The following is a 17711-nucleotide window of genomic DNA, read 5'->3' as shown; positions in this document are numbered from 1 at the left end:
TTCCGGGGGCCGCGTCCGGTACGGCGCCGCGGACGTCTCCCGCGCTCAACGCGGTGTCACCTCCCGCGCCATCGCGGCGAAGTGGGCACGCCACGGCTGCGGATCAAACGACCGCAGCACGTGTTCCCGGTCCCGGTCGAGGCTCCGCACCGCCGACGGATCGGCGTCGGCGGTACGGTCCATGAGGTCCTGGAGCTCCTGCGCCGCCGCCGCCAGATGCCGCTGCTCCTGGCCCTCGATGACGACGCAGCCGCTCTCGGTGCCGTAGAAATCCTCGAAGCAGGTGTACGCGGTGACCGCGCACGGCACCCCGGCGACGGCGGCCAGCGCGGGGCCGAGCCCGACGCTCTCCACGTCCGCGGTGTTGGGCGTGAAGAGCACCGCTCCCCCGCCGGAGCGGCAGAGCCGCAGCAGGTCCACCTCGTCAAGACGCCACTGCCCGGCCGTGTCCCGGTTGCTGGCCAGCGGGACACCGTCCAGGAAGACGATGTCCTTCTGCACACCCAGTTCCTGGGCCAGCGAGAGCACCTCGCGTGCGTACGGCGGATCCTCGTCGAGGCTGCCGAAGGCCACCAGATACGGCGCGGGGGTGCTGCGGCTCTCACAGATCTTCTTGATCTCGGCGAAGAGCGAGACGGATATCTCCACGCCCTTGACCCGGAACATCCGCACCGGCACGAGCAGCAGCGGACGGCGCGGGTCGAGTCCCCGCTGCGCGAGGAACTCCGTGTGGCGGTCCTGGAGCTGACCGCTCTCCACGGTCGGCAGGACGTTGGGAAGGATGGCCGCCGTGAGGGGCGACGGATAGCCGCTGACCTCCTGGGCGAGCGCCGGCGAGACAACCGCCCAGCGGTGGCACGGATGGGAGCCGGGGACGGGCGTGAACTCGTTCGGCTCCACGGGGTAGAGACGTACGCCGTCCTCGAATATCGCGCAGCTGCCGAACAGGTCGTGGTCCCAGAAGAGGACGCCGCCCGGCCGTCCGTCGGACCAGCGCTTCGCCGCCGCCCGGTGCAGGCCGAGGGTCACCGGCACGGCGTCGGAGAGCGTCATGTTGACCGCGCACACCCAGTCGATGTCCTGCTCGTCGAACCAGCGGGTGAAGTACTCCTCGTAAGGCCCCGCGAGTGACTCCACCGCGCGGCGCAACTCCGCCCGCTCCGTGTCGTCCAGGGAGTCGGCGCGCGCCACCCCGGCCCGGATGTCGGTGAGTTGGCGCATGAGCTCGGCTCGCTCCAGGTCCACCGGCACGACGTCGCTGACCGACATCCACTCCGGATAGCCGCTGTCCGGGCGTCCGCCGGGGAAGAAGTGTTCCTTGTCGGGCCGCCACGAGTACCCGAGATCCGCGGCGACGGGCAACTCGAGCTGCCCGGAACCGAGTTCCGCTTCGACCACATTCCGGAAGATGGTGAGCAGTCCGCTCACCGGAAGCCCGTCCCCCGACACCAGAGCCAGTTTCATCGAACCCTCTCTCCGTGAAAGGACGCCCGGTGCGACGCGGCGCCGGGCGTGTGCGGAGAGGCTTCTTCCCAACTCCGCCCGGCCCATGCTCAGTTACCGGTCCGGATGCGGTACGCCTCGCTGCTCCCGCGCGCCCTCAGCGGACGCGGGAGGTGGGTGGCGGGCCGCCGCCCGCCAGCGGGGAGCGGGCCAGTTCCAGACAGCCCGCGGTGATCAGGGCGATGGCGACGAGCTCGGGCAGCAGCCACCAGCCGGTGCGCAGGGTCTCGCCGAACAGCGTCACGCCGTAGGTGATGCTGATGAGCGCGTCGCCGAGGGTGAGCATCGGCTGAGAGGCGACCAGCGAGCCCGCCTGGAGCGCGTTCTGCAGCAGGAACAGCGCCCCCACTCCGGCGACAGCGGTGGCGTAGAGCTGCCAGGAGGTGAAGAGCGCGACCGCCCCGCCGCCGTCGTCGAGCCGGGCCACGGCATCCTTCATCAGCGCGGCGGTCAGGGCGTATCCGCAGGCGGCCGCGAGCCCGAGGCAGGCGGCTCGCGCGTTGCCGTGCAGCCGCATCGACCAGATGATCAGTACGGCCTCGAAGATCCCGGTGAAGATGAGCGCCGGGATCCAGGCCGTGCCCGCCACCCGCTCGCTGCCCCCGTTCGGCGCGGCGCTGGCCAGGCCCAGGGCCAGCCCGCAGGTCACCGCGGCGACACCGAACCAGGCGGAGCGGGGCAGCCGGGACCGGAAGACATACCCGGCGATCAGCAGGGTCGACGGCAGCTCGATGACGAAGATCGGCTGGACCACGGCGATCGGACCGGTGGCGAGCGCCACCGCCTGGCACACCGCGGCCACGATCACCAGGCCGATCCCGGCCAGCCACACCTTCTGCCGCAGCAGTTGCCCGATCAGCGAGAGGTGCATCGCCTTGGTGTCGGGGACGGTGGACGCGGCGCGGCGCTGGAGCACCGAGGCGGAGCCGTTGCTGATCGCGGTCAGGACGGCGAACAGGACACTGATCACCCGCCCATCATGCGGGTGGCGGGGAACGGAACCGGTCTCATCCCGGCCCGTGCTGTCGGCCGGGGGCCGAATGGCGGATTCCGGCCCGGCCGGCGGGGGCCGCGGGCCTCACCACCGAGGGTGACCGGCCGGTACACTCGCGGCGCTGATGGACCGTGACCGGGGCTGATGCTTCGTGAGCCAGGAAAGATCCGGGAACCCGTGGGACGCAGACACAGACCCCCGCCGCCGTCGCCGCTGCCCCAGCGGGACGGCATCGACCCGGTGCGGCTGCGGCTGCCCCCGGATCCCGCCGGCGTCTGGCCGACCCTGCGGGACCATCTGATCGCGCGGTTCGGCGAGGCCATCGGCGCCGAGCGGGTCGACGCGATGTTCCGGGAGGGGCGCTTTGTCGGGGCGGACGGGCCGGCCGGGCCCGCGGAACCGTACACCGCCGGGCGCTACCTCTGGTTCCACCGGGACTTCGCCGCCGAGGAGCGGGTGCCCTTCGGGATCGGGATCGTGCACCGCGACGAGCGGATCGTCGTCGCCGACAAGCCGCACTTCCTCGCCACCACCCCGCGCGGGCGGCATATCACCGAGACCGCCCTCGCCCGGCTGCGCCGTGATCTCGGTCTGGCCGAGCTGCAGCCCGCGCACCGTCTCGACCGGCTGACGGCGGGCCTCGCGCTCTTTGTCGTACGGGCCGGGGACCGGGGGGCGTATCAGACCCTGTTCCGGGACCGGCTGGTGCGCAAGGAGTACGAGGCGGTGGCGCCGTACGACCCCGGCGTGGCCCTGCCGGTCACGGTGCGCAGCCGGATCGAGAAGGAGCGCGGGGTGCTGGCCGCCCGGGAGGTGCCGGGCGAGCCGAACAGCGAGAGCCGGATCGAACTGCTGGAGCACCGGGGCGGGTACGGCCGGTACCGGCTGCTGCCGGCCACCGGCCGCACCCATCAGCTGCGGGTCCATATGAACAGCCTGGGGCTGCCGATCCTGAACGACCCCGTCTATCCGGTCGTCGAGGAGCCCTCGCCCGCCGGCCCCGCCGACTACTCCAGGCCCCTGCAACTCCTCGCGAGGGTCCTGGAGTTCACCGATCCGGTGACGGGCGAGCCGTACCGCTTCGAGAGCCGGCTGCGGCTCGCTCAGTGGCCCCGCTGAATCCACTCCTCCAGATGCGGCGCCTCGTCGCCGATGGTGGTCGGGTCGCCGTGGCCCGTCCGCACCACGGTCTCCGGAGGCAGGCCGAGCAGCCGGTCGCGGATCGAGTCGATGATCGTCGGGAAGTACGAGAACGACCGCCCGGTGGCGCCGGGACCGCCCTGGAAGAGCGTGTCGCCGGTGAAGACCGTCGACAGCTCGGGGGCGTACAGGCAGACCGCGCCCGGTGCGTGCCCGGGGGTGTGGAGCACGGTCAGGGTGGTGCCCGCGACGGTGAGCGTGTCGCCGTCGGCCAGCTCGCCGTCCGGGATCTGCTCGGGGTAAGTCTGCTTCCAGAGCGGCAGGTCGTCCGGGTGCAGCAGCACCGGCGCGCCGGTCGAGGCGGCCAGCGCCGGGGCGGCGTCGATGTGGTCGTTGTGCGCGTGGGTGCAGACGATGGCGCGCAGGGTACGGCCGTGCAGCGCGGCCTCGATGGCGACGGGGTCATGGGCGGCGTCGATGACAATCGCCTCGGTGTCGTCGCCGATGATCCAGACGTTGTTGTCGACGTCCCAGGTGCCGCCGTCGAGCGAGAAGGTGCCGGAGGTGACCAGATGGTCGATACGGGCGGTCATCACAGCACCACCACCGAACGCAGGACATCGCCTTCGTGCATCCGGGCGAAGGCCTTCTCCACGTCGCCGAGGCCGATGGTCTCGGTGACGAAGGCGCCCAGGTCGATCCGGCCCTGCTGGTGCAGGTCGATGAGCATCGGGAAGTCGCGGGACGGCAGACAGTCGCCGTACCAGGAGGACTTGAGTGAGCCGCCGCGGCCGAAGACGTCGAGCAGCGGCAGTTCGAGCTTCATCTCGGGGGTGGGGACGCCGACGAGGACGACGGTCCCGGCCAGGTCGCGGCCGTAGAAGGCCTGTTCGTACGTCTCCGGGCGGCCGACCGCCTCGATGACGACATCCGCGCCGAACCCTCCGGTCAGCGCGCGGATCGCCTCGACGGGGTCGGTGGAGCGGGAGTTGACGGTGTGGGTGGCGCCCATCGACTTCGCCGTCTCCAGCTTGCGGTCGTCGATGTCGACGGCGATAATCCGGGCCGCGCCGGCCAGGCGCGCGCCGACGACGGCCGCGTCTCCGACGCCGCCGCAGCCGATGACCGCGACGGAGTCGCCGCGGCTGACCTGGCCGGTGTTGATCGCGGCGCCGATGCCGGCCATCACCCCGCAGCCGAGCAGCCCCGCTACGGCCGGTGAGACGGTGGGGTCGACCTTGGTGCACTGGCCCGCGGCGACGAGGGTCTTCTCGGCGAAGGCGCCGATGCCGAGCGCCGGGGAGAGTTCCGTACCGTCGGTCAGGGTCATCTTCTGCGCGGCGTTGTGGGTGTTGAAGCAGTACTGGGGCCGCCCGCGCCGGCAGGCCCGGCAGCTGCCGCACACGGCACGCCAGTTGAGAATGACGAAGTCGCCCGGGGCGACCTCGGTGACGCCGTCGCCGACCGACTCCACCACGCCCGCGGCCTCATGGCCGAGGAGGAAGGGGAACTCGTCGTTGATCGCGCCCTGCTTGTAGTGCAGATCGGTGTGGCAGACGCCGCACGCCTGCACCTTCACCACGGCCTCGCCGGGGCCGGGGTCGGGTACGACGATCGTCTCGACCCGCACCGGCTCGTTCTTGCCGGGGGCGATGACCCCTTGCACCTGCTGCGCCATGCCAGGACCTGCCTTTCCTCACACCTCGAACGGTTCGTCCGTCCCCCACTATCCCGTGCCTGAGGCGTGACGGCGGTACCCGCGGGCGGACATCGGCGCTCGTCAGGGGGCCAGGACGTCCAGTTCCTGGAGGGCGCCGACGGCGATCTGCCTGGTCAGTTCCTCGGCCCGGACCGCGTCGCCCTCCCGGACGGCCTCCGCCACGCCCACGTGCAGGGTGACGGCGGCCGGATCCGGGTCGTCGAACATCACCTGATGGTGCGTACGGCCGGTGAGGACCTCGGCGACCACATCGCCGAGCCTGGCGAACATCTCGTTGCCCGAGGCGTTGAGCACCACCCGGTGGAAGGCGATGTCATGGACGAGATACTCCTCCAGCCGGCGGCCCCGTGAGGTGGCGACCATCCCGAGCGCCTGCTCGGTGAGAGCGGCGCACTGCTCGGGCGTGGCGTGGCGGGCGGCGAGACCGGCGGCGACCGGTTCGACCGCGGACCGCAGCACGGTCAGTGACCGCAGCTGGCGGGGCCGGTCGGTGCCGGCGAGGCGCCAGCGGATGACCCGCGGATCGTAGACGTTCCACTCCTCGGTGGGGCGTACGGTCACGCCCACCCGGCGCCGGGACTCCACCAGGTGCATCGATTCGAGGACCCGGACCACCTCGCGGACGACGGTGCGCGAGACGTCGAAGCGCTGGGCCACCTCGTCGGTGCGGACCACGCTCCCCTGCGGATACTCGCCCGCGGTGATGGCGAGACCGAGGGTGTCCAGCACACGGGTATGCAGGCCCCGGCCTTCTGTGGTCATGGGGGCAAGCCTACGGGGCGCATCCCTCGGCTGAAAAGTACGACGTTTACATCACAGGCTCTTGAATATGTCGTACCTAATAGGTTTCAGTAGCGCGACGGACCGAGGTCGACGAAGACAGCGAGGCACGAGATGAGCACCCCCCACGTCGTCGTGGTGATGGGCGTGGCAGGCACCGGCAAGACCACGGTCGGGCCCCTGCTCGCCGCCGCGCTGGGCGTTCCGTACGCCGAGGGCGACGACTTCCACCCGCCGGAGAACATCGCGAAGATGTCCGCCGGCACCCCCTTGGGCGACGTGGACCGATGGCCCTGGCTGGACGCGATCGGTACCTGGGCGCACGGCAGGGCCGGGCTCGGCGGTGTGGTGAGCAGTTCCGCGCTCAAGCGCGCCTACCGCGACCGGCTGCGGGCCGCCGCGCCCGAAGCCGTCTTCCTCCATCTCACCGGCGACCGGCCGCTCATCGAGCAGCGGATGGCGGAGCGCAAGGGGCACTTCATGCCCACCGCGCTGCTGGACTCGCAGTACGCCGCCCTGGAGAACCTGGCGGACGACGAAGCGGGCGTGGCCGTCGATGTGTCCGGCACCCCCGAAGAAATCACCGACCGGGCCGTCGCCGCGCTGCGCCGGCTCAAGAGCTGAAGGAATTCCCCGTGAGCAGTCTCAGTGTCGAGACGCTGGCAGCGGACGCCGTCGAACCGATCACTTCGGCGGGCAACGCGCAGCTGGGCATAGCCGTCCTCGCCGGCATAGCCGTCATCGTCGTCCTCATCAGTGTCTTCAAGCTCCACGCCTTTCTGGCGCTGACCATCGGCTCGCTGGCGCTCGGCGCCTTCGCGGGCGCCCCGCTGGACAAGGTCATCGTCAGCTTCTCGACCGGTCTCGGCTCCACCGTCGCGGGGGTGGGCGTGCTGATCGCGCTCGGCGCGATCCTGGGCAAGCTGCTCGCCGACTCCGGCGGAGCCGACCAGATCGTCGACACCATCCTCGCGAAGGCGAGCGGACGGGCCATGCCCTGGGCGATGGTGCTGATCGCCTCGGTCATCGGGCTGCCGCTCTTCTTCGAGGTCGGCATCGTGCTGCTGATCCCGGTGGTGCTGCTGGTCGCCAAGCGCGGTAACTACTCCCTGATGCGGATCGGTATCCCGGCCCTGGCCGGACTCTCCGTGATGCACGGTCTGATCCCGCCGCACCCCGGTCCGCTGGTCGCGATCGACGCCATCGGCGCCAACCTGGGCCTCACGCTGGCGCTGGGTGTGGTGGTCGCCATTCCGACCGTGATCATCGCGGGGCCGCTCTTCTCCAAGTACGCCGCGCGCTGGGTGGACATCCCGGCGCCCGAGCGGATGATGCCGCAGCGCCCGTCCGAGGATCTTCAGACCCGTCCGAGCTTCGGCGCCACCATCTCGACGGTGCTGCTGCCCGTCGTCCTGATGCTGGCCAAGGCGCTCGTGGACATCGTCGTCGACGACCCGGAGAACCCCGTCCAGCGGGTGACCGACGTGATCGGCTCGCCGCTGATCGCCCTGCTCGCCGCCGTGCTCGTCGGGATCTTCACCCTGGGCCGCGCGGCCGGGTTCAGCAAGGGCCGCATCTCCGCGACCGTCGAGAAGTCACTCGCCCCGATCGCGGGCGTGCTCCTGATCGTCGCCGCGGGCGGCGGCTTCAAGCAGACGCTGATCGACGCCGGGGTGGGCCAGATGATCCTGGACATCTCCAAGGACTGGTCGATCCCGGCCCTGCTGCTGGCCTGGCTGATCGCCGTCGCGATCCGGCTGGCCACCGGCTCGGCGACCGTGGCGACCATCTCCGCCGCCGGTCTGGTGGCGCCGCTCGCCGCGGACATGTCCAGCACGCACACCGCGCTGCTGGTGCTGGCGATCGGTGCGGGCTCGCTCTTCTTCAGCCATGTGAACGACGCCGGGTTCTGGCTGGTGAAGGAGTACTTCGGGATGAGTGTCGGCCAGACGCTCAAGACCTGGTCGGTGATGGAGACGATCATCTCCGTGGTCGGACTCGGCTTCGTCCTGCTGCTCTCGCTGGTGTTGTAACGCCGGCCACCGCGCCGGCCGGGGCGGGGCGGGTCACTCCTCTTTCCAGTGGGGGTGCTCCCGCTCCGCCCACGCGCGTTCCACCGACCCGGTGCGCATCCCGCGCCGGGCCTGCGGATCGCCGTACGCCATCCCGATGTGCCCGATGAGCACGACGCCGATGGCCAGGGCCAGCCAGTCGTGGACGAAGGTGGCGCTCGTACGCCACAGGATCGGGGCGAACCCGGTGAACCACATGAGCAGGCCCGTACCGAGCATCACCAGCACGGCGCCCGCGATCCAGGCCGCGTAGATCTTCTGCCCCGCGTTGAACTTTCCCGCCGGCCGGGAGCCCGGCCGGGCGTCGCGCCGCCGTACCGCGCGCAGCCACTCCCTGTCGTACGGCAGGAAGCGGTTCAGCCGGCTCAGATCGGCGCGGAAGGCGCGGGAGCCGAGGCCGAGGAGGACGGGCAGGGGCAGCAGCAGCCCCGACCACTCGTGGACGGTGACGACGAGATGGCGGCGGCCGACGAGCTCGGCGAGCTGGGGCACGTACAGAGCGGCCGCCGTCGCCACGCACACCAGCATCAGCGCGCCGGTGGTGCGGTGGATCCAGCGCTCGGCGCGGCTGAAGCGCCGTACCCGCCCGGCCGGCTCAGACGGGCTCTCGGACGGTGGGGGTGTCGTCGCGGCCGTTGGACCGGCCGACCCAGGCGTCGACGTCATAGCCGAGCTCCTCCCAGTAACCGGGCCGGACGTCGGAGGTGACGGAGATCCCGGAGAGCCATTTCGCCGACTTGTAGAAGTACATCGGCGCCACATAGAGCCGGGCCGGGCCGCCGTGCGCGTGCCCGATCGGCTTGTCCTGCATGTTCAGCGCCACCAGCACGTCGGCGCGGCGTGCCTGCGGGAGTGTCAGGCTCTCGGTGTACGTGCCGTCGAAGCAGGTGAAGCGGACGGCCCTGGCCTCGGGGCGTACCCCGGCGGCGTCGAGGAGCCGCGAGAGCCGCACGCCTTCGAACGGGGTGTCCGGGACGCGCCAGCCGGTGACGCACTGGACATCGCGGACGATCCGGGTCTGCGGCAGCTTACGCAGCGCGTCCAGGGTGTACGTGGCGGGCCGGTCGACCAGGCCGTCGATCTTCAGCCGGTAGGTGTCCGGGCCCTTGCGGGGGACGGAGGACGTGACCGAGTAATAGCGGAAGCCGCCGCCGTTGGGCAGCAGTCCGGTCAGTCCGGTCGGGTCCTTGTCGGCGGCCGAGCCGAGGAACGCTTCGAGGCCGCGCTGGAGATAGGGCGCCGTGACGAGGCCGGCGGCGCCCAGGCCGAGCATGGAGAGCACCAGTCGCCGCCCCACGGGCGTGCCCTCGGGCTCACTCTGTTGTCGGTTCACGCACCGATTCGAACACCCGCGGCCTCCGGAAGCCAGCGGCCGCGGGTGTTCGTCACACTTTCGTCAGGCCCGGCGGTGGCCGTCAGACCCCGGCTGTCTCCGACTCGGCGGCCTTCTCCAGCTGGAAGGCCTCGTTGCCGAGTCCGATGCGGGCGTGCACCTCGGGCTTGACGGACCGCAGGACCAGTCCGTACACCAGCCCGCCGACCAGTGCGAGGCCGATGATCCCGGGCAGGACCCAGCTGAGCGCGGAGCCGGGGCCCGCGCCGACGAGGACGTCGAAGTCCTTGACGGTGTAGACGGCGATGACCACCAGCGCGACACCCGCCAGTCCCGAGGCGATCAGGCGCGGCGCCTGCGCGCCACCGGCCCCGCGCCGTACGAAGAAGGCGATGACGGCGAAGGCGGCCGCCGCCATCAGCACGATGACGCCGAGCGCGCCGACATTGCCCATCCAGGTGAAGAGGTGCAGCACCGGCGCCGTCGGGTCGCCGGTGGGCTTGTCGTCGGTCACGGCGAAGGCGACGATGACGGCGACGGAGACCAGGGACTGGAGGACGGAACCGGAGGCGGGCGCACCGCTGGACTTGTTCGTCCGGCCGAACGCGGCGGGCAGCAGCCCCTCACGTCCCATCGCGAAGGCGTAGCGGGCGACGACGTTGTGGAAGCTGAGGAGCGCGGCGAACATACCGGTCACGAACAGCACGTGCAGTACGTCGGTGAAGGTGGCGCCGAGACGGCTCTCGGTGAGTCCAAAGAGCAGTCCAGGACCCTGCTCGCTCGCGGCGGCGACGATGGAGCCGGGACCGGCGGCGACGCTCATGGCCCAGGCGCTGAAGGCCAGGAACAGGGCGGCGTAGCCGACGGCCAGGAACATGACGCGGGAGACCACGACGTGGGGACGGCTGGTCTCCTCGGCGTAGACCGGTGCCTGCTCGAAGCCGACGAAGGCGGCGATGCAGAAGCAGAGCGCGGTGCCCAGGCCCGCGCCCGTCAGGGTGTCGGGGTTGAACGCCGCGAGGGAGAGGCCCTCGCTGCCCGGGTCGGCGACGGCGGCGAAGTCGAAGATCACGACAAGGGCGCACTCGATGAGCAGCAGGACGCCGAGCACCTTGGCGTTGAGGTCGATCTTCAGCCAGCCGAGCAGACCGACGATCAGGGCGGCGGCGAGGGCGAACACCCACCAGGCGACGGTGACGTCGAGGTAGGTGGCGAAGAGGCCGGAGACCTCGAAGCCGAGGATGCCGTAGATGCCGACCTGCATCGCGCTGTACGCGACAAGGGCGACGAGCGAGGCGCCGGCGCCCGCGGTGGGGCCGAGGCCACGGGCTATATACGCGTAGAACGCGCCGGCGTTGTGGATGTGGCGGCTCATCTCCGCGTACCCGAAGCTGAACAGCACCAGGACGACGCCGATGATGACGTACAGCAGCGGCTGGCCGACGATGCCCATGACCCCGAAGATGGTGGGCATGACGCCGGCGACGACCAGCATCGGCGCGCTCGCGGCGAGCACGGACAGCAGCAGGCCCAGGGTGCCGAGGCGGCCCGCGCGCAGCGCCCGATCCTGCCCCTTGTAAGTATTGATCTCGCTCGTACTCGAACTGCCCGTCGACATGACAGGGGTGTCCTTTCGGGAATCGATTGAGCGCGTCGATGGTGCGCATCGGTGGCGCGCGTCGGTGGACGAGTCGCTCAGGCGGAGCCGAGCGCGGCATTGCGCGCGGCGGTGAACGCTTGGTGCGGATCCCGGTCGGGGTACGACCAGGGAGCTGGGGTGAGGTGCGGACCGATGCGCTGGAACAGCGCGGCGGCCTCGGCGATCCGGCCGTCGTGGAACTGCGCGTGGGCCAGGAAGTTGAGGTCGACGCGGTTGCGGGGATGGTCCTCGCTCTCCCACTCCAGCCACCAGTCGAAGGCGCCCTTGAGCACCTGGCGGGCGCGGCGCCCGGTCCAGTGGGCGGAGGCGGCCGGATCCGCGGGCTCCCGGCCCGCCGCGGCGAGGACTCGGTAGCGCTCGGCGTGGGCGACCACGGGAAGGATCGCGAGCGGCGAGTCGGCGGGGGCCTGTTCGGCGGCCCAGGCGGCGAAGTCGTAGACCTCGTGGAGGGGGTCCTGACCCGCGTCGGCGTGCCGTTCCGCGAGCCGGGCTGCCATCAGGTGATGGGCGTGGTGATGATCCGCGTGCCGGGTCCTGACCTCGTCGAAGAGCTGCGAGGTCTCTTCCTCGGTGCCGAGCGTCCTGGCCAGGAGCAGCAGTGCGAGCCAGGGCGTGGGATCGGCGGGGGCCCGCCGGATGGCCTCGCGGCAGGCGTCCCGCGCAGCCTGTTCGCGTTCCTTGCCGCGCAGTGCGCCGATGACGGTGGCGCAGGCGAGGAGGGTGACCGCGTCGGGGCTCTCGGGCTCGGCGAGCAGCCAGTCGCGGGTCCAGGCGAGGGCGCCGGATGCCTGGGCGAGGACGACGACACGATGGCCCCTGCGGTCCCAGTCGTCGCCGGTGCCGGCGAGCAGGGTACGGGCCTCGGACCAGCGGCCCTGGGCCAGTTGGTCTCGTACCGAACCGAGTTCGGCGTCATCAAGGGCCGGATCGAAGAACTGATCGGAGCGTGAGCCCCGTCTTCGGGAGCGGCCCAGGGGTGGCGGAGGCGGGGACATCCGCTGGTTCCTCCAGGACACATAAACGAGCGATGATCGCGCACAGCAAACCGGTAGGCAAGGCTTCCCGTCAAGAGTTGACTTGGTGCAAGATGAACCAACTGTCCCCCGGAACCGTACGGTTGATTCGCCCCCCGGCCCCCCGCGATCCCGCCCGCGACCGCTCCGTCCCAGCTCGGAGCCCGGATGGGGCCCCTTTCGGTCAGCCGACCGCCTTGGCCGCGGCCCGGCCCGCCGTGCGGCCCGAGAAGATGCAGCCGCCGAGAAAGGTGCCTTCCAGGGAGCGGTAGCCGTGCACGCCGCCGCCGCCGAAACCGGCCGCCTCGCCCGCCGCGTAGACGCCGGGCAGGGGGTCGCCGGCCTCGGTGAGGACCCGGGAGGACAGGTCGGTCTCCAGGCCGCCGAGCGACTTGCGGGTGAGGATGTTCAGCCGTACGGCGATCAGCGGGCCTGCCCCGGGGTCGAGGATGCGGTGCGGGGCGGCCGTACGGATCAGCTTGTCGCCCAGGTACTTCCGGGCTCCCCGGATCGCGGTGATCTGGAGGTCCTTGGTGAAGGGGTTGGCGATCTCCCGGTCGCGCGCGATGATGTCGCGGCGCAGCGCGGCCTCGTCGATCAGCGGCTGCTCGGTGAGCGCGTTCATTCCGCGTACGAGCGCGCCGAGGTCCTTCTCGACCACGAAGTCGACGCCGTGGTCCATGAACGCCTTCACCGGCCCCGGGATGTCGGCGCGCGCCCGCCCGAGCACGTCGCGGACCGACTTGCCGGTCAGATCGGGGTTCTGCTCGGACCCCGAGAGCGCGAACTCCTTGCCGATGATGCGCTGGTCCAGGACGAACCACGTGTAGTCATAGCCGGAACGCATGATGTGCTCCAGCGTCCCGAGCGTGTCGAAGCCGGGGAAGAGCGGTACGGGCAGCCGCCGGCCGCGCGCGTCCAGCCAGAGCGAGGACGGGCCGGGCAGGATGCGGATGCCGTGCCGGGCCCAGATGGGGTTCCAGTTCTCGATGCCCTCGGTGTAGTGCCACATCCGGTCGCGGTTGATGTGGTGGGCACCCGCCGCTTCCGTGATGCCGAGCATCAGACCGTCGACATGCGCGGGCACGCCGGAGAGCATGGTGCGCGGCGGGGTACCGAGCCGCTCGGGCCACTGGGCGCGGACCAGGTCGTGATTGCCGCCGATGCCGCCGGACGTGACGATCACGGCCTGCGCCCTGAGCTCGAAGGCGCCGGTGACCGTACGGCTGCTCGCGGCGCCCCGCTCGGCGTCGCTCGGCTCCAGTATCTCGCCGGTGACGGTGTCCACGGCGCCCGCGGAGGTGCCGAGGCCGGTGACCCGGTGCCGGAATCTGAAGGTCACGAGCCCCTTGGCGACACCGTCGCGCACCCGGCGTTCGAACGGCGCGACAACCCCGGGCCCGGTGCCCCAGGTGATGTGGAAGCGCGGCACGGAGTTGCCGTGGCCGGTGGCGTCGTATCCGCCGCGCTCCGCCCAGCCCACCACCGGGAAGAACCGCATGCCCTGCCGGTGCAGCCAGGCGCGCTTCTCACCCGCCGCGAAGTCGACGTACGCCGCGGCCCACTCTCGCGGCCAGTGGTCCTCCCGGCGGTCGAAGCCGGCCGCGCCGTGCCAGTCCTGGAGGGCCAGCTCCCGGCTGTCCTTGATCCGCATCCTGCGCTGCTCGGGCGAGTCCACGAGGAAGAGCCCGCCGAAGGACCAGTGCGCCTGACCGCCGAGCGACTGCTCGGGCTCCTGGTCGAGAACGAGGACGGAGCGGCCCGCGTCGACCAGCTCCGCGGTGGCGACCAGGCCCGCGAGGCCCGCCCCGATCACGATCACATCGGCGTCGTACGCCATGGCGTCCATCCTTCACGGGGCGAGCTGCACGGGGCGAGTGGGTGGTCCGATCTTCCGTACGGGCGAGTAACGAGTCAACAGTCCGGCGCCGGGAAGGGCCGCCGGGAGGACTGATTGCCGCCGGGAGGACTGATTGGATGGGCGTCATGAGAGCGGCAGACGAAATCCTGGACATCGTCGACGAGAACGACCACGTCACCGGGCAGGCGCCGCGCGGTGAGGTGTACGCGAAGGGCCTGCGCCACCGCTGTGTCTTCGTGCTCGCGCGGGACGCGCAGGACCGGGTCTTCGTCCATCGCAGGACCCCGGTCAAGCTGGTCTTCCCTTCGCTGTACGACATGTTCGTGGGCGGTGTCGTCGGCGCGGGCGAGAGCTACGACGACGCGGCGCTGCGGGAGGCGGAGGAGGAGCTGGGGGTGTCGGGGCTGCCCCGTCCCGTCCCGCTGTTCCCGTTCCTGTACGAGTCCGCGGACGGCGCGGGGAGCTGGTGGTCGCATGTGTACGAGGTCCGCTGCGAGCTGCCGGTGAACCCGCAGGCGGAGGAGGTCGCCTGGCACACCTTCCTGCCGGTGGCGGAGCTGGAGCGGCGGCTCGCCGCAGGCCCGGGCGCGTGGGAGTGGGCGCCGGACGGCCTGGCGGCGTACGAGCGGCTGCGCGCGCTCCGCGCGTAAGGTGCGGGAGGTGATCGAGTTTGTGCGGAGCCTGCGGCTGTGGTTCGCGCCGCAGCGCATCAGCGAGGAGGGTGAGACCCCCGATTACCGCTTCTCCCTGGCCAATGAGCGCACCTTCCTGGCCTGGCTCCGCACCGCGCTCGCTCTCATCGGCGGCGGCTTCGCGGTCGATCAGTTCCTGCCGGATCTGCGCTGGGGTGTCCGGGTCGGTCTCGCGGTGGCGCTGCTCGCGGCCGGGGCGCTGTGCGCGCTGCGGGCGGTCGATCACTGGGTGCGCTGTGAGCGGGCGATGCGGCGCGGGGAGGATCTGCCCGTGTCCAGGTTCCCGGCGCTGCTGAGTCTCGGCGTGGGGGCGGTCGCGGTGGCGATGCTGGTCATCGTGGTGCTGGGCCGGGCGGGCTGATGGCCGCGCCGGAGCGGCACGACGGACCGGGGCCGGGGCCGGGGCTCCAGCGGGATCCGGGGCTCCAGCCGGAGCGGACCCGGCTGGCCTGGCGGCGTACGACGCTCGCGTGCACGATCGTGGCGGTGCTCGCGGTGCGGCAGGCGATCCACGACGGCGCCGCGGCGGCCGGGCTGGTCGCCGCCGCGCTGAGCGCCCTCGTCTGGCTGGGCTTTCTGGGCGTGGCGCACCGGCGTGTGCTGGCGCTGGGCGTGGTCAGGCCGCCACCGCTCCCGGCGCGCGGGGCGCTCGCGGCGGCGGCCTGTACCGTCCTGCTGGCCCTGTTCGCGGTGACCGTGATGGTCTGACCCGGCGGTCCGGCCACGCGGTCCGAACCGGCGGGGCCGAACCGGCGATCCGAACCGGCGGACGAGCCGCGCCGGGCCGGGCCCGGCTTTCGCTCCCGCGCCGTCAACTGGCAGGCTCAGGACGACCATCCGGCCCTGACCTGGAGCATCCCCCATGCCTGCCACCGATCCCTACACCGTCCGACTCGCCCCCGGCGTGTATGCCTACGTCCAGCCGGACGGCGGCTGGTGCCTGAACAACGCCGGATTCATCAGCGACGGGGAGTCGACGCTCCTCGTCGACACCGCGGCCACCGAACAACGGGCGCGGCTGCTGCGCGAGGCGGTCCTCACGGCCGGCGTCCCGCTCCCCCGCACCCTCGTCAATACGCACCACCACGGCGATCACACCTACGGCAATGGCGTGTTCGTGCCGGAGGCCGTCGTGATCGGCCACGACTCCTGCCGCGGTGAGCAGATCGCGGCGGGTCATCAGCTGCATCTGATGTGGCCGGGCACGGACTTCGGCGACATCCGGATCACCGCGCCGACGGTGACGTACAACGACCGGCTCACCGTGTGGGTGGGTGAGACCGAGGTACGGGTGATCCACCCGGGCGCGGCGCACACCATCGGCGACTCGGTCGTCCATCTGCCGGAGCGGGGGATCGTCTTCACCGGCGATCTGATCTTCCAGGGCGGTACGCCGTTCGTGCCGATGGGCTCCCTGAGCGGATCGCTGCGCGCCCTGGAACTGCTGCGCTCGCTGGACGCGACGGTCGTCGTCCCGGGGCACGGCCCGGTCACGGATCCGTCGGCGTACGACGCGACGGAGAGCTATCTGCGGTTCGTCACCGAGCTGGCCCGGGAGGGCCACACCAAGGGCCTTTCCCCGCTGGAGGCGGCGCGGCAGGCCGACCTCGGGGAGTTCGCGCGGCTGCGCGAGAGCGAGCGGCTGGTGGCCAACCTGCATCGCGCGTACGCCGAGCTGGACGGGGAGCCTGAGGGCTCGCCGCTGGACCCCGTCGCCGTCTTCACCGACATGGCCGTGATGAACGGCGGGGTACCCGTGGCCTGTCACGCCTGAGGCGTCGTCGCACGGCCGCCCGGACCCGCACCGGGACAGACACTGGACTACATACCGACTGGTCGGCATCATGTGGAGCGACCGTATGACCGCCACCGGCCGCCCGGGCCGGCCGCCCGGAGCCCCCACGGAGGTACGCACGATGAGCCCAGCCCCACCGCCAGGACTCGATCCCGAGCAGCTGCGCGGCCATCTCGACCGCGAGCGTCCTGGCCTGGTGAGCGGACCGCTCGACGCGCGCCTGATCGAGGGCGGCCGGTCGAACCTGACGTACACCGTCACGGACGGCGCCCACCGCTGGGTGGTCCGCCGGCCCCCGCTGGGCCATGTCCTGGCCACCGCGCACGACATGAGGCGTGAGTACCGGGTGATCGAGGCGCTGCACCCGACGGCCGTGCCGGTGCCGGAGCCGCTGCTGCTGTGCGAGGACGAGTCGGTGCTCGGGGCGCCCTTCTACGTCATGGAGTACGTGGCGGGCACTCCGTACCGTACGGCCGAGCAGCTCGCCCCGCTCGGCCCCGAGCGCACCCGCGCCGCCGTCCTCGCGCTCGTCGACACGCTCGTCGAGCTGCACGCCGTCGACGCCGGGGCGGTCGGTCTGGGTGACTTCGGCCGGCCGGACGGCTTCCTCGACCGGCAGCTGCGGCGCTGGGGCAAGCAGCTCGACGCCTCCCGCAACCGCGAACTGGCGGGCATCGACGAACTGCACGCGGCTCTGGGCCGTTCGCTGCCCGTCTCCCCCGCGCCCACCGTGATCCACGGCGACTACCGGCTCGACAACGTCCTGATCGGCGAGGACGACCGGATCAAGGCGGTCCTCGACTGGGAGATGTCCACGCTCGGTGATCCGCTGACGGATCTGGGGCTGCTGGTGATGTACAGCGCGCGGCTGGAGCTGACGGGCTCCCCGATCAGTACGACGGCCGGGGCGGCGGGACACCCGGGGCCCGGCGAACTGATCGAGCGGTACGCCGCGGGCTCCGGCCGGGACACCACCGCCATCTCCTGGTACACCGCGTTCGCCTGGTTCAAGCTCGCCGTGATCCTGGAGGGCATCCACTACCGCTACACCCTCGGCCGGACCGTAGGACCCGGCTTCGACCGGATCGGCGATCTCGTACCCGTCTTCATCACGCACGGCCTCACCACCCTCCAGGAAGGCTGAGTAC

The 17711-nt window shown here is 71.5% G+C and carries 18 protein-coding genes; 8 read left to right on the top strand and 10 right to left on the bottom strand.

Annotation, left to right across the window (positions count from 1 at the left end):
• Nucleotides 1-45 precede the first annotated feature (45 nt).
• On the bottom strand, nucleotides 46-1464 hold the full coding sequence (locus tag ACFVWW_RS21635) for a hypothetical protein (protein WP_384182984.1): 1419 nt from the start codon (nucleotides 1462-1464) through the stop codon (nucleotides 46-48).
• A 136-nt stretch (nucleotides 1465-1600) separates the two neighbouring features.
• Entirely contained in the window at nucleotides 1601-2473 is an 873-nt protein-coding gene (locus tag ACFVWW_RS21630) for a DMT family transporter (RefSeq protein WP_384182982.1), read from the bottom strand.
• A gap of 168 nt (nucleotides 2474-2641) precedes the next feature.
• Here ACFVWW_RS21630 and ACFVWW_RS21625 point away from each other — a divergent pair, with 168 nt between their 5' ends.
• Nucleotides 2642-3616: an RluA family pseudouridine synthase gene (locus ACFVWW_RS21625; protein WP_384182979.1), complete on the top strand. Its 975-nt coding sequence runs from the start codon at nucleotides 2642-2644 to the stop codon at nucleotides 3614-3616.
• Here the strand turns inward: ACFVWW_RS21625 and ACFVWW_RS21620 are convergent.
• The 3 genes from ACFVWW_RS21620 to ACFVWW_RS21610 form a co-directional block, all read right to left on the bottom strand.
• Nucleotides 3601-4230: an MBL fold metallo-hydrolase gene (locus ACFVWW_RS21620; RefSeq protein ID WP_386879055.1), complete on the bottom strand. Its 630-nt coding sequence runs from the start codon at nucleotides 4228-4230 to the stop codon at nucleotides 3601-3603. The two genes, ACFVWW_RS21625 and ACFVWW_RS21620, sit on opposite strands and share 16 nt — an antisense overlap.
• Nucleotides 4230-5315 (bottom strand): S-(hydroxymethyl)mycothiol dehydrogenase, encoded by a 1086-nt coding sequence (locus ACFVWW_RS21615; RefSeq protein ID WP_384182973.1) that lies wholly within the window; start codon nucleotides 5313-5315, stop codon nucleotides 4230-4232. Before ACFVWW_RS21615 ends, ACFVWW_RS21620 begins: the two co-directional genes overlap by 1 nt.
• Nucleotides 5316-5417: 102 nt before the next feature.
• A complete protein-coding gene (locus ACFVWW_RS21610; protein WP_384182970.1) occupies nucleotides 5418-6119 on the bottom strand; it encodes a FadR/GntR family transcriptional regulator in 702 nt (233 codons plus the stop codon).
• Between the two features lie 132 nt (nucleotides 6120-6251).
• On the opposite strand from ACFVWW_RS21610, the gene ACFVWW_RS21605 reads away from it, so the two are divergent.
• Together ACFVWW_RS21605 and ACFVWW_RS21600 are read left to right on the top strand one after the other, a co-directional pair.
• Nucleotides 6252-6761: a gluconokinase gene (locus ACFVWW_RS21605; RefSeq protein ID WP_386879056.1), complete on the top strand. Its 510-nt coding sequence runs from the start codon at nucleotides 6252-6254 to the stop codon at nucleotides 6759-6761.
• An 11-nt stretch (nucleotides 6762-6772) separates the two neighbouring features.
• Complete coding sequence (locus ACFVWW_RS21600; protein WP_386879057.1) at nucleotides 6773-8170, top strand: gluconate:H+ symporter; 1398 nt, start codon at nucleotides 6773-6775, stop codon at nucleotides 8168-8170.
• Nucleotides 8171-8203: 33 nt separating this feature from the next.
• On the opposite strand, the gene ACFVWW_RS21595 is transcribed toward ACFVWW_RS21600, so the two are convergent.
• From ACFVWW_RS21595 to ACFVWW_RS21575, 5 genes are all read right to left on the bottom strand, one after another.
• Nucleotides 8204-8875, bottom strand: coding sequence for a cytochrome b/b6 domain-containing protein (locus ACFVWW_RS21595; protein ID WP_386879058.1), 672 nt, complete (start codon nucleotides 8873-8875; stop codon nucleotides 8204-8206).
• Nucleotides 8805-9482, bottom strand: coding sequence for a molybdopterin-dependent oxidoreductase (locus ACFVWW_RS21590; protein ID WP_384183068.1), 678 nt, complete (start codon nucleotides 9480-9482; stop codon nucleotides 8805-8807). Before ACFVWW_RS21590 ends, ACFVWW_RS21595 begins: the two co-directional genes overlap by 71 nt.
• Nucleotides 9483-9624: 142 nt before the next feature.
• Nucleotides 9625-11160: an APC family permease gene (locus ACFVWW_RS21585; protein WP_386879059.1), complete on the bottom strand. Its 1536-nt coding sequence runs from the start codon at nucleotides 11158-11160 to the stop codon at nucleotides 9625-9627.
• Nucleotides 11161-11237: 77 nt separating this feature from the next.
• Complete coding sequence (locus tag ACFVWW_RS21580) at nucleotides 11238-12197, bottom strand: hypothetical protein (protein ID WP_386879060.1); 960 nt, start codon at nucleotides 12195-12197, stop codon at nucleotides 11238-11240.
• Nucleotides 12198-12399: 202 nt separating this feature from the next.
• On the bottom strand, nucleotides 12400-14055 hold the full coding sequence (locus tag ACFVWW_RS21575; RefSeq protein WP_386879061.1) for an FAD-binding dehydrogenase: 1656 nt from the start codon (nucleotides 14053-14055) through the stop codon (nucleotides 12400-12402).
• Nucleotides 14056-14201: 146 nt separating this feature from the next.
• Here ACFVWW_RS21575 and ACFVWW_RS21570 point away from each other — a divergent pair, with 146 nt between their 5' ends.
• The 5 genes from ACFVWW_RS21570 (at nucleotide 14202) to ACFVWW_RS21550 (ending at nucleotide 17707) form a co-directional block, all read left to right on the top strand.
• Complete coding sequence (locus tag ACFVWW_RS21570) at nucleotides 14202-14726, top strand: NUDIX hydrolase (protein ID WP_386879062.1); 525 nt, start codon at nucleotides 14202-14204, stop codon at nucleotides 14724-14726.
• A gap of 10 nt (nucleotides 14727-14736) precedes the next feature.
• Nucleotides 14737-15129, top strand: coding sequence for a YidH family protein (locus tag ACFVWW_RS21565; RefSeq protein ID WP_386879063.1), 393 nt, complete (start codon nucleotides 14737-14739; stop codon nucleotides 15127-15129).
• Nucleotides 15129-15476 carry a DUF202 domain-containing protein gene (locus ACFVWW_RS21560; RefSeq protein ID WP_386879064.1) on the top strand — a complete coding sequence of 116 codons (348 nt, stop codon included), beginning with the start codon at nucleotides 15129-15131 and terminating at the stop codon, nucleotides 15474-15476. Before ACFVWW_RS21565 ends, ACFVWW_RS21560 begins: the two co-directional genes overlap by 1 nt.
• Before the next feature lie 154 nt (nucleotides 15477-15630).
• Nucleotides 15631-16542 carry an MBL fold metallo-hydrolase gene (locus ACFVWW_RS21555; RefSeq protein WP_386879065.1) on the top strand — a complete coding sequence of 304 codons (912 nt, stop codon included), beginning with the start codon at nucleotides 15631-15633 and terminating at the stop codon, nucleotides 16540-16542.
• Nucleotides 16543-16684: 142 nt separating this feature from the next.
• A complete protein-coding gene (locus tag ACFVWW_RS21550) occupies nucleotides 16685-17707 on the top strand; it encodes a phosphotransferase family protein (RefSeq protein ID WP_386879066.1) in 1023 nt (340 codons plus the stop codon).
• The last annotated feature ends 4 nt before the right edge of the window (nucleotides 17708-17711 follow it).

This window comes from Streptomyces sp. NPDC058198, assembly GCF_042882605.1.
Taxonomy (GTDB): domain Bacteria; phylum Actinomycetota; class Actinomycetes; order Streptomycetales; family Streptomycetaceae; genus Streptomyces.
This window is presented reverse-complemented; position numbering and strand designations above follow the sequence as displayed.

Coding starts and splice junctions, on each gene's coding strand:
- ACFVWW_RS21635 (WP_384182984.1), bottom strand. CDS start 1,464: ATGAAACTGGCTCTGGTGTCGGGGGACGGGCTTCCGGTGAGCGGACTG.
- ACFVWW_RS21625 (WP_384182979.1), top strand. CDS start 2,642: ATGCTTCGTGAGCCAGGAAAGATCCGGGAACCCGTGGGACGCAGACAC.
- ACFVWW_RS21620 (WP_386879055.1), bottom strand. CDS start 4,230: ATGACCGCCCGTATCGACCATCTGGTCACCTCCGGCACCTTCTCGCTC.
- ACFVWW_RS21615 (WP_384182973.1), bottom strand. CDS start 5,315: ATGGCGCAGCAGGTGCAAGGGGTCATCGCCCCCGGCAAGAACGAGCCG.
- ACFVWW_RS21610 (WP_384182970.1), bottom strand. CDS start 6,119: ATGACCACAGAAGGCCGGGGCCTGCATACCCGTGTGCTGGACACCCTC.
- ACFVWW_RS21605 (WP_386879056.1), top strand. CDS start 6,252: ATGAGCACCCCCCACGTCGTCGTGGTGATGGGCGTGGCAGGCACCGGC.
- ACFVWW_RS21595 (WP_386879058.1), bottom strand. CDS start 8,875: ATGACGTCGACGCCTGGGTCGGCCGGTCCAACGGCCGCGACGACACCC.
- ACFVWW_RS21590 (WP_384183068.1), bottom strand. CDS start 9,482: ATGCTCGGCCTGGGCGCCGCCGGCCTCGTCACGGCGCCCTATCTCCAG.
- ACFVWW_RS21585 (WP_386879059.1), bottom strand. CDS start 11,160: ATGTCGACGGGCAGTTCGAGTACGAGCGAGATCAATACTTACAAGGGG.
- ACFVWW_RS21580 (WP_386879060.1), bottom strand. CDS start 12,197: ATGTCCCCGCCTCCGCCACCCCTGGGCCGCTCCCGAAGACGGGGCTCA.
- ACFVWW_RS21575 (WP_386879061.1), bottom strand. CDS start 14,055: ATGGCGTACGACGCCGATGTGATCGTGATCGGGGCGGGCCTCGCGGGC.
- ACFVWW_RS21570 (WP_386879062.1), top strand. CDS start 14,202: ATGAGAGCGGCAGACGAAATCCTGGACATCGTCGACGAGAACGACCAC.
- ACFVWW_RS21560 (WP_386879064.1), top strand. CDS start 15,129: ATGGCCGCGCCGGAGCGGCACGACGGACCGGGGCCGGGGCCGGGGCTC.
- ACFVWW_RS21555 (WP_386879065.1), top strand. CDS start 15,631: ATGCCTGCCACCGATCCCTACACCGTCCGACTCGCCCCCGGCGTGTAT.
- ACFVWW_RS21550 (WP_386879066.1), top strand. CDS start 16,685: ATGAGCCCAGCCCCACCGCCAGGACTCGATCCCGAGCAGCTGCGCGGC.